Here is a 15620-nt window from a genome sequence, read left to right as displayed (position 1 = left end):
AAGGGGAGCAGCGGCCGGTGCAAGCGCGGCGTTCGGTCCGTTGGACGACTGACTCAGAGCACCTCGATGGCGATGGCGTGCAGACCCTGTGCGATAAAAACCTGGAGGGCATCATACACAAGCCGATGCCGCGCCACGCGAGGCTTTCCGTCGAACAAGGGGGAGGCGATGCGCACCCGGAAATGGGTGCCACGGCCCTCGGCGTTGGCGCCGGCATGGCCCGCGTGGGCCGCGCTCTCGTCGATCACTTCGAGCCTGCTCGGCGAAAGCGCCTGGCGCAGTGCCGCCTCGAGGTCGGCGGCGGTGGGAAGCAGTGCTGCCGCGTTCGTCGTCATGCCGCGGGCTTGTCTTCTTCGTTCTTCAGGTGCGGCGCGATGTACAGGCCCTGCGCCACCAGGAAGACGATGGGGAACACGTAGCCCCAGAGCTTGAAGTTGACCCAGGCCTCGGTCGTGAAGTACGCCGCCACGTAGCCGTTGATGACGGCCATGAAGACGCAATAGCCGATCCACGCCACGTTGAGCCGCCCCCAGATGCGGTCGGGCAACTCCAGCTGCGAGCCCAGCAGCATCTTGAGGAAGTTCTTCTTCAGCGCCCACAGGGCCACCGCAAGCGCCAGCGCCATCGCGCCGTACAGCACCGTCGGCTTCCACTTGATGAAGCGGTCGTCGTGCAGCGCCAGCGTGAGCGTGCCGAACAGCAGGATCAGCACCAGCGTGGCCTTCTGCATCGCCTGCAGCTTGCGCTCGGTGGCGTAGATGATCGCCATCTGCACCACCGTGGCGGCCATCAGCACGCCGGTGGCGGTGTAGATGTCGCCCAGCTTGTAGGCAACGAAGAAAAGCAGGATCGGGAAGAAGTCGAGGAGCAGTTTCATTGAGCTCTTTGTTTGCTGGCTGGCTTATTTACTTCTTCTGGAAGTCGAGCGAGGCCGAATTCATGCAGTAGCGCAGGCCGGTTTCGGTGGGGCCGTCGGGGAACACGTGGCCCAGGTGGGCGCCACAGTTCGCGCAGACGTTCTCGGTGCGCACCATGCCGTGCGAGCGGTCGATGATGTTGCGGATGGCGCCGGGCACGGCTTCTTCCGAGAAGCTGGGCCAGCCGCAGCCGGCATCGAACTTGGTCGATGACTCGAACAGCTTGGCGCCGCAGCAGATGCAGTGGTAGGTGCCGTCGTCCCAGTGCGCTTCGTACTTGCCGGTGAAGGGGCGCTCGGTGGCCGCGTGGCGCGTCACCTCGAAGGCCGCGGGCTCGGCGCCTTTTTCAGCGAGCAGGGCTTTCCATTCGGCGTCGGTTTTCTGTACGGGAGTGGTCATGATGAGCAGCTGATTTCGATCGTGGAAGCCCAGTCGGGCGGGAAACCGGCGAGTGCGTCGGCGTCGGGGTGTTCTTCAAATGGGGTCTCGAGCACGGCCAGCAAGGTTGCCACAGCCGCGTGGTCCTTTTTCCGGCTTGCTTCGATGGCTTGCTGGCCCAGGTGGTTCCGCAGCACGAACTTCGGGTTGGAGCGGCGCATCAGTTCGGCGGCTTCCTTGCGGCCTCTATCGGCATGGCGCTCCGAAAACAATAGCAGCCAGGCGTCGAAGCCCGCGCGGTCCAGGAACAGGTCGCGCACCGGCTCCAGGTTGCCGTCGGCCATGTAGTTCGAGAGCCGGCGCCAGAAGATCGTGTAATCGACCTTGCCCGCGGCCAGCAGCTTGAGCACGCCTTCGATCAGCGGCCGGTCGCCTTCGGCGGGCCCGGCCAGGCCCAGCTTGGCGCGCATGCGGGCCTCGAACTCGTTCGGGAACACCGTCTTGTACGACTCCAGCGCGGCCACCGCGACTTCCTGGTCGCCGATCAGCGGCAGCAGCGCCTGGGCGAGGCAGAACAGGTTCCAGTAGGCCACGTTGGGCTGCTGGTTGAAGGCGTAGCGCCCGTTTGTATCGCTGTGGTTGCAGATGTGGCGCGGGTCGAAGCCGTCGAGGAACTGGAACGGGCCGTAGTCGATGGTGAGCCCGAGGATGCTCATGTTGTCCGTGTTCATCACGCCGTGGCAGAAGCCCACGGCCTGCCATTGCGCCAGCAGGGCGGCGGTGCGCTCGCTCACGGCTTCCAGGAACGCCGCATAGGCGTTGCCGCCGAAGCGTTCCGTGGTGCGGCAGGCCGGGTAGTAGCGGTCGATGACGTAGTCGGCCAGCGCGCGCAGTTCGTCTTCGCGCTGGTTGGCCGCGAAGTGCTCGAAGTGGCCGAAGCGCACGAAGCTCGGCGCCACGCGGGCGACGACGGCGCCGCTTTCGATTTCCTCGCGGTATATGGGCGCGTCGGAGCCGGTCACGCACAGAGCGCGGGTGGTCGGGATGCCGAGGCCGTGCATCGCCTCGCTGCAGAGAAATTCGCGGATGCTGGAGCGCAGCACCGCGCGGCCGTCGCCGCCGCGCGAGTAGGGCGTGCGCCCCGCGCCCTTCAGTTGCACTTCGAGCCCGCCTTCGGTCTCGCCGAGCATGATGGCGCGTCCGTCGCCGAGCTGGCCGGCCCACACGCCGAACTGGTGGCCGCTGTACACGGTGGCGAAGGGGCGGGCGCCGGAAACGGGCAGGCTGCCGGTCAAGGCGGCCAGCGTGGCGTCCGATTCGTGCCAGCCGGCCGGCAGCCCGAGTTCGCGGGCGACGGCTTCGCTGCGGCCTACCCAGTAGGGATCGGGCAGGGGCGTGGGGCGCAGTTCGGTGAGGAAGGCCGGTCCCAGGGCGGCGAAGCCCGGTTTCCAGCGCAGGCCCAGGTCTGCGGCCTCGGTGTCTTCAGCAAGCAAGCTCATGCCCGGATTGTCCGGCACGGCGCGTAACCCCTGGCCGGACGGGCCATCGGGTCTCTAGAAGGGTCAGGCCGCGAGGGCGGCGGGCGCGTCCCAGATGCGTGCCCGGTACTGCGCCGGCGGCACGCCGAACCAGCGCTTGCAGGCGCGGAAGAAGTTGCTCGTGTCGACGAAGCCCAGCATGTCGGCCACGTCGGTCAGCGTGTGGCGGTCTTCGGCCAGGTACTGCTTCGCCAGTTCGCGGCGGGTGCGGTCGAGCAGCGACTGGAACGACACCGACTCTTCCTGCAGCCGCCGCTGCAGCGTGCGCTCGGCCAGCCCCAGGCCGGAGGCCACGTCCTGCCGGCGCGGTTCGCCGTACTGCAGCCGGCGCGCGATCTCGGCGCACACGAGCGTGCTGGTGGTGGTCTGGCCCAGCAGGTTCAGCTGGTCGTCCAGCAGGTGCTCCTGCATTTCGCCGAGCACTTCGTGGAAGGTGGGCAGCGGCGTCGCCATGTCGGCGGCCGACAGCAGCAGGCGGTTGGCTTCCGCGTTGAAGCGGATCTCGCAGCCGAAGGCTTCCCGGTGCAGCCGGTCGTCGGCGGGCGCGGGGTAGACGAATTCCATGGCCAGCGGCTGCAGGTCGCGGCGCGTGAGCCACTGGCATTGCATGAGCACGGTCAGCAGGGCGTATTCGACGCGCTGGCGCGGAATGGGCAGGCTGCCGCCCGTATGGCGCATCACCATCCAGCAGCCGCGCGGATCGGGCTGCAGAGAGAAGGCCGTCGCATCCGAGATCACGGCCATGTAGCGGGTCAGCCGCACGAGAGCCGATTCGAGGCTGGAGCTGCACGACATCGCATGCCCCACGGTGCCCAGCTTGCTGTGGGTGGAGGCCAGGTCGCGGTGCAGGCCCAGCGTGGGGCGGCCGGCGCGGGCCACAGCGAACTGCCAGAGCACGGAGATCTCGTCCACCGGGACGCGCGCGTTCTGCCGGTGCAGCGAATCGGGGTCGAAGCCGGCCTCCCGTAGCAGCGAGGGCACGTCCAGCCCCTCGGCCTCGAACATCGACAGGACGCCTTCCAGCCATGCGGCCGAGCTGGTGCGCAGCCCCGGCTGCGGCATGCAGCCCGCCCGGCGCTGGGTGCCGCGCTGGCGCAGCGGCATGGAGGCTCCTGAAGTCATTCGTTTGGCTTTGTTGCGATAGCGATGAAAACGGTGCCGGTTTCTAGAATTTTTTTGCGTGTTCGGCGGCCCGGAGTATGGGCGCCGCGCGCCAGGCCAGGAATTCCGATTAACCCGGTGTGGAGACAAAAAACATGAAGACAGAGACAACCGCGCGCAACCAGGGTGCGGCAGCAGCAAGCAAGACGGCAACGGCCAGGGCCGCTGCCCTGGTGATGGCCACGGCCGCCCTGGCGGCTCTTTCGGCCTGCGGCGGCGGCTCGTCCGGTTCGTCCGGCTTCGCCTTCCTGCCGAGCGCGCCACCGCCCGCTCCGGCTCCCTCGCCGGCGCCGCCCGCGGCCGACGGCCCGATGGTCCGCCAGACCGCCGCCGGCAAGGTCGAGGGCGTGGACGACAGCGCCAAGTCGGGCACCTGGTTCTGGAAGGGCATTCCGTTCGCCAAGCCGCCGGTCGGCGCGCTGCGCTGGCGTGCGCCGGCGGCGCCCGAGCCCTGGAGCGGCATCCGCCAGGCCACGAAGTTCGGCAACGCCTGCCTGCAGATCGGCCGCATCTTCAGCCCCGGCGCCAACAACACCTATGACGAGACCATCGGCACCATGCTGGGCAAGCCGAGCGGCAGCGAGGACTGCCTGTTCGTCAACATCTGGCGCCCGGCCACGACGGACAAGAACCTGCCGGTGCTGCTCTTCATCCATGGCGGCAGCAACATCTCGGGCTACACGGCCGATCCGCTGTACGACGGCGCCGCGCTGGCCAAGGCCGCTAATGCGGTGGTCATCACCGCCAGCTACCGCCTCGGCATCCTGGGCTTCCTGAACGTGCCGCAGCTGCGTCCGGGCGGCAGCGAGGGCGAAGACTCCGGCAACTTCGCGCTCCTTGACAACATGGCGGCGCTTCGCTTCATCCGCGACAACGTCGCCAACTTCGGGGGCGACCCAGGCAACGTCACGCTCTCGGGCGAGTCGGCCGGCGCCACCAACCTGCTGTCGGTGATGACCTCGCCGATGGCCAAGGGCCTCTTCCACAAGGCCTTCGAGATGAGCGGCGGGATCTCGCTCGCGAGCAACCTGCCGCCGGGCACGCTTCCTTCGCTGTCGCCGGCCTCGGCCTCGCTGGCGCAGGGCGAGGGCATCCTCGAAAAGCTGCTCGTCGCCGACGGCACCGCCGCCGACGCGACGGCCGCCAAGGCCTACATCGCCGGCCGCACGCCGGCGCAGATTGCCGAATACCTGCGCGCGCAGGACGGCGGCAAGATGCTGACCACCGTGGTTGCCGCCGGCCTCGGCTCTGTCGGCCCCATTCCCGACGGCACGGTCATCCCGACCGACCCCATCGGCGCCATCGCAGCCGACCAGTACGTGAAGGTCCCGATGCTCTCGGGCAACATGCGCGACGAGGGCAAGCTCTTCGCGTCGCTGCTGGGAACCATCGGCTTCCCCAAGTCGGGCTGGATCGTCTCCGACGCCCAGCGCTTCTCGATGATGTTCAACTTCGACCCCGATGCCGCGCCCACGCTCAAGGTGGAAGACATCATCGACCCGTTCTACCTTCCGGTAGACAAGCCGGGCACCGGCTACAACGCGGCCACCGCGCTCATCACCAAGGGTCTGTTCGAGGCCAACCGCGACAACCTGCTCAACACGATGAAGACGCGCCAGTCGAACGTCTGGCACTACCGCCTCGACTGGGCGCAGGAAGCCTCGCCGTGGAACGACGTGTACGGCGCGGCGCATGCCTTCGACCTGCCTTTCGTGTTCGGCAATTTCGGCCCGTCGGTGCTGTCGAACGCGATGCGTGGCAAGGCCAACGAGAAGGGGCGGCTGGCGCTGTCGAACGCCGTCATGGCCAGCGTGGGTGCATTCATGCGCACGGGCGACCCGAACACCGCCGAGTTGGGCGCGACCTGGGCCCCGTGGCCGTCGCAACTGCTGCTCGACGCCACGCCCACCGCCACCAAGATCACCGTGGCGCCCTGACTCGGGGGCGGCCGCATCGCCCCGAATCGCGCCTGGGCAACGCATGGCATCGGACATCAATCAAAACGATAACGGAGACGGATCAATGAGGACTTTCAGAGATTTCCCGCGATGGCGTATCGCCGCGTCGCTGCTTGCCACGGTAGCGGGCGTCGCCGCGTGCGGCGGCGGCTCGTCGGGCGGCGGCTTCACCTTTTTCCCGCCGGCCGCCGAAACGCCGCCGGCACAGCCACCGGCCACGCCCGAGACGGGCGTGGTCCGCAAGTGGGGCTACATCACGCTGCCCGACGGCAACAGGATGCGCTACTCGCTGCTGCTGCCCGACGGCGGCAAGGGCACCTTTCCGCTGCTGGTCGAGTACGACGGCTACAGCTCGGGCTCGGCCCCGAACATCGGCCAGCTCTGGGTGAACGAGGGCTATGCAGTCATGGGGCTGAACGTGCCGGGCACGGGTTGCTCCAGCGGTGAAGACCAGGTCTTCGACGCCAGCACCGGCGCGGCTGGCGCCTTCGCGATCGAATGGGCTGGCAAGCAGCCGTGGTCGAACGGCAGGATCGGCATGGTCGGCTATTCGTACTCGGGCTACAACCAGCTCTGGGTGGCCGCGCACCGCCCCAAGGGCCTGCTGGCGATCACGCCCAGCAAGAACGTGACCGATCCGTACCGCGACGTGGGCTACCCGGGCGGCATCAAGAACATCGGCTTTCCCTCGCAGTGGTGGGGCGGCTTCCCGGCCACCTGGAACCGCGCGGCGGCGCTGGCCGCCAAGCTCGACGGCGACACGGAGTGCGCGAAGACCGTGGCCGACAACATCGAGAAGATCAAGCGGCCCGATCTCGACCTGACCAAGTGGCTCGAGAACCCGTATGCCGACGGCCTCTACGTGAAGCGCAGCGCGTTCTACGAGACCGGCAAGATCGACATTCCCGCGCTGGGCACCCAGTCGTGGCAGGACGAGCAGATCGGCCCGCGCTCGGGCTACTACGAAGACACCATGGCGCCCGGGAAGATGTGGCTCATCAGCTCCAACGGCGACCACCACACCAACGTCACCTCCGACTACATCGACGGCACGCTGAAGCGCTTCCTGGCCCATTTCGTGAAGGGCGAGGACAACGGCTTCGAGAAGGAGCCGCACGTGCGCCTGCTGCAGGAGATGCAGCAGACCGACCAGAAGGCAGTGAACGGGGCCGCGAAGCTCAAGCAGACGGCCGTGGCCGAGTTCGACCGCCTGCCGGTCAAGGTCAAGCCGATGCGCCTGTGGATGCAGCCGGGCGGGGTGCTCGGCGATGCGAAGCCGACGAGCGGTGCCGCCTCGTCCGACTACAGGTATCCGGCGAAGAGCCCGGTGGTGAACAACCCGGCCGCCGAAGGCTGGCAGGCCGTGGCCGACGCGGAGAAGGACGGCCAGCTCGTCTTCACCACCGCCGCCTTGCCTGAGGACCTGAGCTTCTACGGGGAAGGTTCGGCCGACCTTTACCTGAGCGCCACGGCGGACAGCACCGACCTGCAGGTCACCGTGTCGGAAGTGCGGCCCGACGGCATGGAGATGTTCGTGCAGCGCGGCTGGCTGCGCGCCTCCAAGCGTGCGCTGGACGACAGCCGCTCCACCGAGCTGCGTCCCTTCGGCGACTTCACGCAACCGAAGGAGGCGGCGCTGCTGCCGGGGCAACCCAACCTGGTGCGCATCGAGATCCAGAAGTTCGCTCATGTCTTCCGCGCCGGCTCCAGCATCCGGGTGACGGTGGACTCGCCTTCGCAGACCGGCTTCTGGCTGTTCGGCAACGACAAGACGCCTTCGACCAACACGCTGTGGCATCAGGCCGCCAACGCGTCGAGCATCGTGCTGGGGTATGTGCCGTACCCGCATGCCGCCGCGCTGCCGGACTGCGGCAAGACCTTGCGCCAGCCATGCCGCACCAACGTGGTGACGGTGCCGGCGGGCACCGGTCCGAGGGCTCCTACTTGAGCCGCTTCGTTCAATCGTGCAGTGCGGGTTTGTGTCATTGTGGAAATGGCCGAAGCTTGCGTGAATCCGTTGTCCCCAAGCTTTGAAGAAGTCATTTCACATAGGAGTCCGTAGATGCTGGGTTTGATGCAAGACCAACCGCTTTTGATCTCGTCGCTGATCGAGTTCGCCGAGCGCCACAACGGCGACGGCGAGATCGTGTCGCGCCGCGTCGAAGGCGATATCCACCGCTGCACCTGGGGCGACATCGCATCGCGCGCCAGGCAGGTGGCCAACGCGTTGGATGGCGAGCAGCTGCTGTTCAGCGACCGCATCGCCACCCTGGCCTGGAACGGCTATCGCCACCTGGAGCTCTACTACGGCGTGAGCGGCAGCGGCCGCGTGCTGCACACCATCAACCCGCGCCTGCACCCCGACCAGATCGCGTGGATCGCCAACCATGCCGAAGACCAGATCCTGTGCTTCGACCTCACGTTCCTGCCGCTTGTGCAGGCCGTGCACGCGCGCTGTCCCACGATCCGGAAATGGGTTGCACTGTGTGATGCAGACAAGCTCCCCGCCGACAGCGGCGTGCCCAACCTCGTGAGCTACGAAAGCTGGATGGGCACGCAGTCCACCGAGTACGAGTGGCCCACCTTCGACGAGAACTCGGCTTCGAGCATGTGCTACACGAGCGGCACCACGGGCAACCCCAAGGCCGCGCTCTACAGCCACCGCTCGACGCTGCTGCACGCGTACGCGGCCGCGCTGCCCGACGTGATGCACCTGTCGGCGCGCGACTCGGTGCTGCCGGTGGTGCCGATGTTCCACGTCAACGCCTGGGGCATTCCGTACTCGGCGGCACTGGTGGGCTGCAAGCTGGTGTTCCCCGGCCCGGCGCTGGACGGCAAGTCGGTCTACGACCTGATCGAGGCGGAGGGCGTGACCTTCGCCGCCGGCGTGCCCACCGTCTGGCAGATGCTGCTGGGCCACATGCAGGCCGGCGGCCTGAAGTTCAGCAAGCTCAACCGCACGGTGATCGGCGGCTCGGCCTGCCCGCCGGCCATGATCAAGGCGTTCCAGGACCTCTACAACGTCGAGGTGCTGCATGCCTGGGGCATGACCGAGATGAGCCCGCTGGGCACGCTGTGCACGCTCAAGAACAAGCATCTGTCGCTGCCGGCCGATGCGCAGCTGCAGATCCGCATGAAGCAGGGCCGCGCCATCTTCGGCGTCGACATGAAGATCATCGACGGCGACGGCAAGGAGCTGCCGTGGGACGGCAAGGCCTACGGCGACCTGCTGGTCAAGGGCCCGTGGATCGTCAAGGAATACTTCAAGGGCGAGGGCGGCGATCCGCTCATTCCCGACGAGCGCAACCGCGGCTGGTTCCCCACTGGCGACGTGGCCACCATCGACGCCGAGGGCTACCTGCAGATCACCGACCGCAGCAAGGACGTGATCAAGTCCGGCGGCGAGTGGATCAGCTCCATCGACATCGAGAACATCGCCGTCGCGCATCCGGCCGTGGCCATGGCTGCATGCATCGGCGTGTTCCATCCGAAGTGGGATGAGCGGCCGATCATCGCGGTCGTGAAGAAGCCCAACGCCGAGGTCACGCGCGAGGAACTGCTGAAGTTCTACGAGGGCAAGACCGCGAAGTGGCAGATCCCGGACGACGTGGTGTTCGTCGAGGCGATCCCGATCGGTGCCACCGGAAAGATCCTGAAAACCAGGCTGCGCGAACTGCTCAAGGACTACAAGCTGCCCGGACTCTGAAACGACGATTCAAAAGCCCACCCGCACTGTCGCGCACGCGATAGCAAAGCCGCCTCGGCGGCTTGCCTTCCGGGCAATCCCTGTGCGGCGAAAAAAAGGGCGCTTGTACGCTGGCAGTCCGCCTTTCACACTGGAGACTCTTCATGCAATTTGCTATCAAGTCAGTAGCTGTCTGTGCAATGCTGGCAGGTGCCACCGCCGCGTTCGCTCAAAAGGGTGAGACCGTCAAGATCGCCTGGCTCGACCCGCTGTCGGGCCTGATGGCCGCGGTCGGCACCAACCAGCTCAAGACCACGCAATTCCTTGCTGAAGAGTTCAACAAGAAGAACCAGTCGGGCGTGAAGTTCGAGATCATCGCGCTCGACAACAAGCTCAGCCCGCAGGAGACCACCGCGGCACTGCGTTCCGCGCAGGACCAGGGCGCGCGCTACATCATGCAGGGCAACGGTTCCGGCCCCGCGCTCGCGATCATCGACGCCGTCGAGAAGAACAACGCGCGCAATCCGGGCAAGGAGCTGCTGTACATGAACTACGCGGCGGTCGACCCCGACCTGACCAACAGCAAGTGCAGCTACTGGCACTTCCGGGTCGACGCCGACACCTCGATGAAGATGGAGGCGCTGACCACCTGGATGAAGGACCAGCCCGACATCAAGAAGGTCTACATCCTCGGCCAGAACTATGCGCACGGCGTGCAGGTGTCGAAGTTCGCGAAGGAAGACCTGAAGGTCAAGCGCCCCGACATCCAGATCGTGGGCGACGACCTGCACCCGCTCGCGCAGGTGCGCGACTTCTCTCCCTACATCGCGAAGATCAAGGCTTCGGGTGCCGACACCGTCATCACCGGCAACTGGGGCTCCGACCTGTCGCTGCTCATCAAGGCCGCCAACGACTCGGGCCTGAATGTCAAGTTCCTGACCTACTACGCGCCGGGCGCCGGCACGCCGACGGCCATGGGCGCCACCTCGGACGGCAAGGTCTACACCGTGGCCTATGCCCACTACAACATGGGCGGCGAGATCCAGCAGCTGCTCGCGGGCTACAAGAAACGCATGAACGACGACCTCACGCAGGCGTCGATCTATCACGTGTTCGCGCTGCTCGACGCGGCCTTCGCCAAGACCAAGTCGACCGACCCGGTGAAGGTGGCTGCCGCGCTGGAGGGCATGAAGATCAAGAGCTTCAACGGCGAGGTCGAGGTGCGCAAGGCCGACCACCAGTTGCAGCAGGGCCTGTACATCTCGCGCTGGGAGAAGGCCAGCGCCAAGTATCCCTATGACGCGGAGAACACCGGCTACACCAACGTTCCCGTGAAGTACTTCGAATCGTACGTGGCGAGCACGCCCACGTCGTGCCAGATGAAGCGCCCCTAGGCGTCTTTGTGAACGCGTTTCCTACCCGTTGGTAGCAGCTGTCTACCGGCGGGTAGCAAATTGGAGAAACGCGGTGTCGCATGCGCGATAGAAACGGGCCTTTGCGGCACCCCTCTTACGGGCATTCCCTGAGGGGAGGGGCTGCAAACGCTTGTACTCTCGTGCGGCGTTTTGAATCGGTTTGACCAGGAGAAATAGATTGAAGTTCGCTCTGAAAATCGCCGCAGCAGCCGTCATCGCTGCCACCGCCACCGGTGCCTTTGCCCAGAAGGGTGAAACCGTCAAGATCGCATGGCTCGACCCGCTGTCGGGCCTCATGGCCGCGGTCGGGACGAACCAGCTCAAGACCTTCCAGTTCTTTGCCGAAGAATTCAACAAGAAGAATGCGGCAGGCGTGAAGTTCGAGATCATCGGCATCGACAACAAGCTCAGCCCGCAGGAGACCACCAGCGCACTGCGCTCGGCTCTCGACCAGGGCGCGCGCTACATCGTGCAGGGCAACGGCTCCGGCCCGGCGCTCGCCATCATCGACGCGCTCGAGAAGAACAACGCGCGCAATCCGGGCAAGGAAGCGCTGTACCTGAACTACGCGGCCGTCGACCCCGACCTGACCAACAGCAAGTGCAGCTACTGGCAGTACCGCTTCGACGCCGACACGTCGATGAAGATGGAAGCGCTGACCACCTACATGAAAGACCAGCCGGAGATCAAGAAGGTCTACCTGCTCAACCAGAACTACGCTCACGGCCAGCAGGTCTCGAAGTTCGCCAAGGAAAACCTCAAGACCAAGCGCCCCGACGTGCAGATCGTCGGCGACGACCTGCATCCGCTGGCCCAGGTGCGCGACTTCGCGCCGTACGTGGCCAAGATCAAGGCCTCGGGCGCGGACACCGTCATCACCGGCAACTGGGGCTCCGACCTCGCGTTGCTCATCAAGGCGGCCAACGACTCGGGCCTGAACGTCAAGTTCTACACCTACTACGCCGTGACCACCGGCACGCCGACCGCCATGGGCGCGGCTTCCGACGGCAAGGTCTACCAAGTCGGCTATGCCCACTACAACATGGGCGGCGACATGCAGAAGTACGCCGAGGACTTCAAGAAGAAGTTCAACGACGACCTCTACACCACCGACGTCTACACCGTGTTCCAGGCGCTGACCGAGGCCTTCGTGAAGACCAAGTCGACCGACCCCGTCAAGGTGGCGGCCGCCATGGAAGGCATGAAGTTCAAGAGCTTCAACGGCGAGATCGAACTGCGCAAGACCGACCACCAGGCACAGCAGGGCCTGTACATCGCCAAGTGGGAGAAGGCCAGCGCCAAGTACCCCTACAGCCCGGAGAACACCGGCTACACGCTGGCCCCGGTGAAGTACTACGACGCCTACGTGGCCAGTACGCCCACCTCGTGCCAGATGAAGCGGCCCGGCGGCGCCTCCTGATCGCCGCCGCTGCCTGACAGGTCGAGGCCCGACTTCAACACTCGGGCCTTTTTCTTTTTCCACCTGACACGAAAGACCGATGAACGTCGAATTCTTCGTCATCTCGCTGCTCAACGGCGTGAGCTACGGCTTGCTGTTGTTCATGCTGAGCTCCGGCCTCACGCTGATCTTCAGCATGATGGGCGTGCTCAACTTCGCGCATGCGAGCTTCTACATGCTGGGCGCGTACTTCGCATACACGCTGTCGGGCATCGTCGGCTTCTGGCCGGCGCTGTTCATCGCGCCGGTGCTGGTGTTCGCGCTGGGCGCGGCCTTCGAGCGCTACTGCCTGCGCCGCGTCCACAAGTTCGGCCACGTGCCCGAGCTGCTGGTGACCTTCGGTCTTTCGTACCTGATCCTCGAAGTCGTGCAGCTGGTGTGGGGCCGCTCCACGGTGCCGTACGGCCTGCCGTCGGCGCTGCAGGGGCCGCTCTTCACGCTCTACGGCACGCAGTTCCCCAAGTCGCGCTCCTTCATCATGCTGGTGGCGGTGCTGATGCTGGTGTCGGTCTGGCTGCTGCTCACGCGCACGCGCATCGGCCTGGTCATCCAGGCGGCGCTGAAGCATCCCGAAATGGTCGAGGCGCTGGGCCACAACGTGCCGCGCGTGTTCATGCTGGTGTTCGGCGGCGGTGCCGCGCTCGCGGGCCTCGCGGGCGTGGTCGGCGGCAACACCTACGTGACCGAACCGGCCATGGCCGCCTCTGTCGGCTCCATCATCTTCGTGGTGGTGGTTGTCGGCGGCATGGGCTCGCTGGCCGGAGCCTTCCTGGCCTCGCTGATCATCGGCGTGGTGCAGACCTTCGCCGTGGCCATGGACCAGTCGCTGGCTACCGGCCTGCAGGCCTTCGGCGTCGCGGTGACCGACCAGACCTTCGGCTACGAGTTGCTCAAGCTGACCATCTCGCAGGTGGCGCCCATCCTGCCGTACCTGTTCCTGGTGCTGATCCTCATCTTCAGGCCCAAGGGTCTTCTCGGAACGCGGGAGGACTGACGCCATGAATACCGCAACCACCACAACCACATCGAATGCCTCGGCCCGCAAGGCGCAGACGCAGTACTACCGCTTCAAGCCGCTGAACATCGGCCGCATCCTGATCTGGTCCTTCTTCGCGCTGCTGCTCATCGTGGCGCCGATGATCTTCACCAGCAGCCTGGCGCTGACCATGCTGTCGCAGATCGGCTATCTCATCATCATCTGCCTGAGCTACAACATGCTGCTGGGGCAGGGCGGCATGCTCAGCTTCGGGCACGCGGTGTACGTGGGCCTGGGCTCGTTCATCGCGATCCACGCGATGAACCTGGCCGGCGCCGGCAAGCTGCCGATTCCGCTGGTGCTGATTCCGCTCGTGGGCGGCCTCGGCGGCATGTTCTTCGCCGTGGTGTTCGGCTACGTGTCGACCAAGAAGTCGGGCACCACCTTCGCGATGATCACGCTGGGCCTGGGCGAGCTGGTCGCCGCAATGGCGCTGATGTTCCCGAGCTTCTTCGGCGGCGAGGGCGGCATCACCACCAACCGCGTGTACGGCGCTTCGTTCTTCGGGCTCAACTTCGGTCCGCAGAGCCAGGTGTATTACCTGATCGCCGTCTACTGCTTCATCTGCACCGGGCTGATGTTCGCCTTCACCGGCACGCCGCTCGGGCGCATGCTGAACGCGGTGCGCGACAACCCGGAGCGCGTGGAGTTCATCGGCTACAACACGCAGCGCGTGCGCTATTACGCCTTCATCATCGCGGGCTTCTTCGCGGGCATCGGCGGCGGCCTGGCGGCCATCAACTTCGAGATCGTGAACGCGGCCGACAGCCTCAACGGGCTGCGCTCGGGCAGCTACCTGCTGTTCACCTTCCTCGGCGGCGCGACCTTCTTCTTCGGGCCGATCATCGGTGCGGCGCTGCTGGTGTTCGCGCTGGTGCTGCTGTCGGAGCTCAGCAAGGCCTGGCTGCTCTACGTGGGCCTGGTGTTCCTGCTGATGGTGATGTTCGCGCCGGGCGGCGTGGCCAGCCTGATCATGATGAACGTGCGCGTGGCGCTGTTCGGAAAGATCAAGCGCTTCTACCTGCTGTACGTGGGCCTGTTCGTCGGCGCGGCCATCATGCTCGCGGGCGCGGCGGCCATCGTCGAGATGATCTATCACATGCAGCTCAATGCCGCGCTCGGACCGGTGGTGCCTTTCGCGGGCCTGCAGCTCGACACCTCCTCGGCTACGAGCTGGGTCGTCGCGGTGGCGCTGTTCGCGGTGGGCCTGGGCGTGTTCGAGGTGGTGCGCCGGCGCTTCGCGAAGGTCTGGGGCCATGCACAGGAAGAAATCGAAGCCGAGATCAAGCGGCGGGAGACGGCATGACCTATTCACTCGAACTCAAGAACCTGCGCAAGAGCTTCGGCAAGACCGACATCATCCGCGGCGTCGACCTGGCCGTGACGGCCGGCGAGCGCATCGCCATCATCGGGCCGAACGGCGCGGGCAAGTCGACGCTGTTCAACCTGATCAGCGGGCGGCTCACGCCCAGCAGCGGCGAGGTGCTCCTCAACGGCCAGCGCATCGACGGCATGAAGCCGTACGAGATCAACCGCATGGGGCTGTCGCGCAGCTTCCAGATCACCAACATCTTCCCGAAGCTCACCGTCTTCGAGAACCTGCGCTGCGGCGTGCTGTGGAGCCTGGGCTACAAGTACACATTCCTGCGCTTTCTCTCGAACCTGGACGACGCCAACGAGCGCACCGAGGAGCTCATCAGGCAGATCGGCCTGGAGAAGAAGCGCGACGTGCACGCGGTGAACCTCACCTACGCCGAGCAGCGCGCGCTGGAGATCGGCGTGACCATCGCGGGCGGTGCCAGCGTGATCCTGCTGGACGAACCCACGGCCGGCATGAGCAAGACGGAGACATCGCACTTCATCTCGCTCATCAAGCACGTGACCGTGGGCAAGACGCTGCTGACGGTGGAGCACGACATGGGCGTGGTCTTCGGGCTGGCCGACAAGATCGCCGTGGTGGTGTACGGCGAAGTGATCGCCTTCGACACGCCGGCTGCCGTTCGCGCCAATGCGCGGGTGCAGGAGGCATACCTCGGCTCGGCCGTTGCCGATGCGCAAGGGGCGGGACACTGA

The 15620-nt window shown here is 65.9% G+C and carries 13 protein-coding genes; 8 read left to right on the top strand and 5 right to left on the bottom strand.

Annotated features, from left to right (window positions below; genetic code table 11):
* Positions 1–53: 53 nt before the first annotated feature.
* The 5 genes from SFB74_RS17260 to SFB74_RS17240 form a co-directional block, all read right to left on the bottom strand.
* Positions 54–335, bottom strand: a complete 282-nt coding sequence (locus SFB74_RS17260; protein WP_432725440.1) for a BolA family protein — start codon at positions 333–335, stop codon at positions 54–56.
* On the bottom strand, positions 332–877 hold the full coding sequence (locus SFB74_RS17255; RefSeq protein WP_432725439.1) for a septation protein A: 546 nt from the start codon (positions 875–877) through the stop codon (positions 332–334). Before SFB74_RS17255 ends, SFB74_RS17260 begins: the two co-directional genes overlap by 4 nt.
* 28 nt (positions 878–905) lie before the next feature.
* On the bottom strand, positions 906–1316 hold the full coding sequence (gene msrB, locus SFB74_RS17250) for a peptide-methionine (R)-S-oxide reductase MsrB (protein WP_432725438.1): 411 nt from the start codon (positions 1314–1316) through the stop codon (positions 906–908).
* Entirely contained in the window at positions 1313–2794 is a 1482-nt protein-coding gene (locus SFB74_RS17245) for a protein adenylyltransferase SelO (protein ID WP_432725437.1), read from the bottom strand. Before SFB74_RS17245 ends, msrB begins: the two co-directional genes overlap by 4 nt.
* 63 nt (positions 2795–2857) lie before the next feature.
* Complete coding sequence (locus SFB74_RS17240; RefSeq protein WP_432731953.1) at positions 2858–3937, bottom strand: AraC family transcriptional regulator; 1080 nt, start codon at positions 3935–3937, stop codon at positions 2858–2860.
* A gap of 233 nt (positions 3938–4170) precedes the next feature.
* Here SFB74_RS17240 and SFB74_RS17235 point away from each other — a divergent pair, with 233 nt between their 5' ends.
* The 8 genes from SFB74_RS17235 (at position 4171) to SFB74_RS17200 (ending at position 15620) form a co-directional block, all read left to right on the top strand.
* Positions 4171–5931 (top strand): carboxylesterase/lipase family protein, encoded by a 1761-nt coding sequence (locus SFB74_RS17235; protein ID WP_432731952.1) that lies wholly within the window; start codon positions 4171–4173, stop codon positions 5929–5931.
* A gap of 85 nt (positions 5932–6016) precedes the next feature.
* Complete coding sequence (locus SFB74_RS17230; RefSeq protein ID WP_432725436.1) at positions 6017–7900, top strand: CocE/NonD family hydrolase; 1884 nt, start codon at positions 6017–6019, stop codon at positions 7898–7900.
* 114 nt (positions 7901–8014) lie between these two features.
* Positions 8015–9658, top strand: a complete 1644-nt coding sequence (locus tag SFB74_RS17225) for a 3-(methylthio)propionyl-CoA ligase (RefSeq protein ID WP_432725435.1) — start codon at positions 8015–8017, stop codon at positions 9656–9658.
* Between the two features lie 143 nt (positions 9659–9801).
* Positions 9802–11031 carry a branched-chain amino acid ABC transporter substrate-binding protein gene (locus tag SFB74_RS17220; protein WP_432725434.1) on the top strand — a complete coding sequence of 410 codons (1230 nt, stop codon included), beginning with the start codon at positions 9802–9804 and terminating at the stop codon, positions 11029–11031.
* Positions 11032–11230: 199 nt separating this feature from the next.
* Positions 11231–12472: a branched-chain amino acid ABC transporter substrate-binding protein gene (locus SFB74_RS17215; RefSeq protein ID WP_432725432.1), complete on the top strand. Its 1242-nt coding sequence runs from the start codon at positions 11231–11233 to the stop codon at positions 12470–12472.
* Between the two features lie 79 nt (positions 12473–12551).
* The gene (locus tag SFB74_RS17210) at positions 12552–13505 is read left to right on the top strand and encodes a branched-chain amino acid ABC transporter permease (RefSeq protein ID WP_432725431.1); all 954 of its coding nucleotides are present in this window, start codon (positions 12552–12554) and stop codon (positions 13503–13505) included.
* A 4-nt stretch (positions 13506–13509) separates the two neighbouring features.
* Complete coding sequence (locus SFB74_RS17205) at positions 13510–14853, top strand: branched-chain amino acid ABC transporter permease (RefSeq protein WP_432725430.1); 1344 nt, start codon at positions 13510–13512, stop codon at positions 14851–14853.
* The gene (locus tag SFB74_RS17200) at positions 14850–15620 is read left to right on the top strand and encodes an ABC transporter ATP-binding protein (protein ID WP_432725429.1); all 771 of its coding nucleotides are present in this window, start codon (positions 14850–14852) and stop codon (positions 15618–15620) included. The genes SFB74_RS17205 and SFB74_RS17200 overlap by 4 nt, the downstream gene beginning before the upstream one ends.

The sequence above is a fragment of the Variovorax xiamenensis genome (assembly GCF_050916385.1).
Taxonomy (GTDB): domain Bacteria; phylum Pseudomonadota; class Gammaproteobacteria; order Burkholderiales; family Burkholderiaceae_C; genus Variovorax.
Note: the sequence above shows the minus strand (reverse complement) of the source record. Positions and strands in the feature narration are given on the sequence as shown.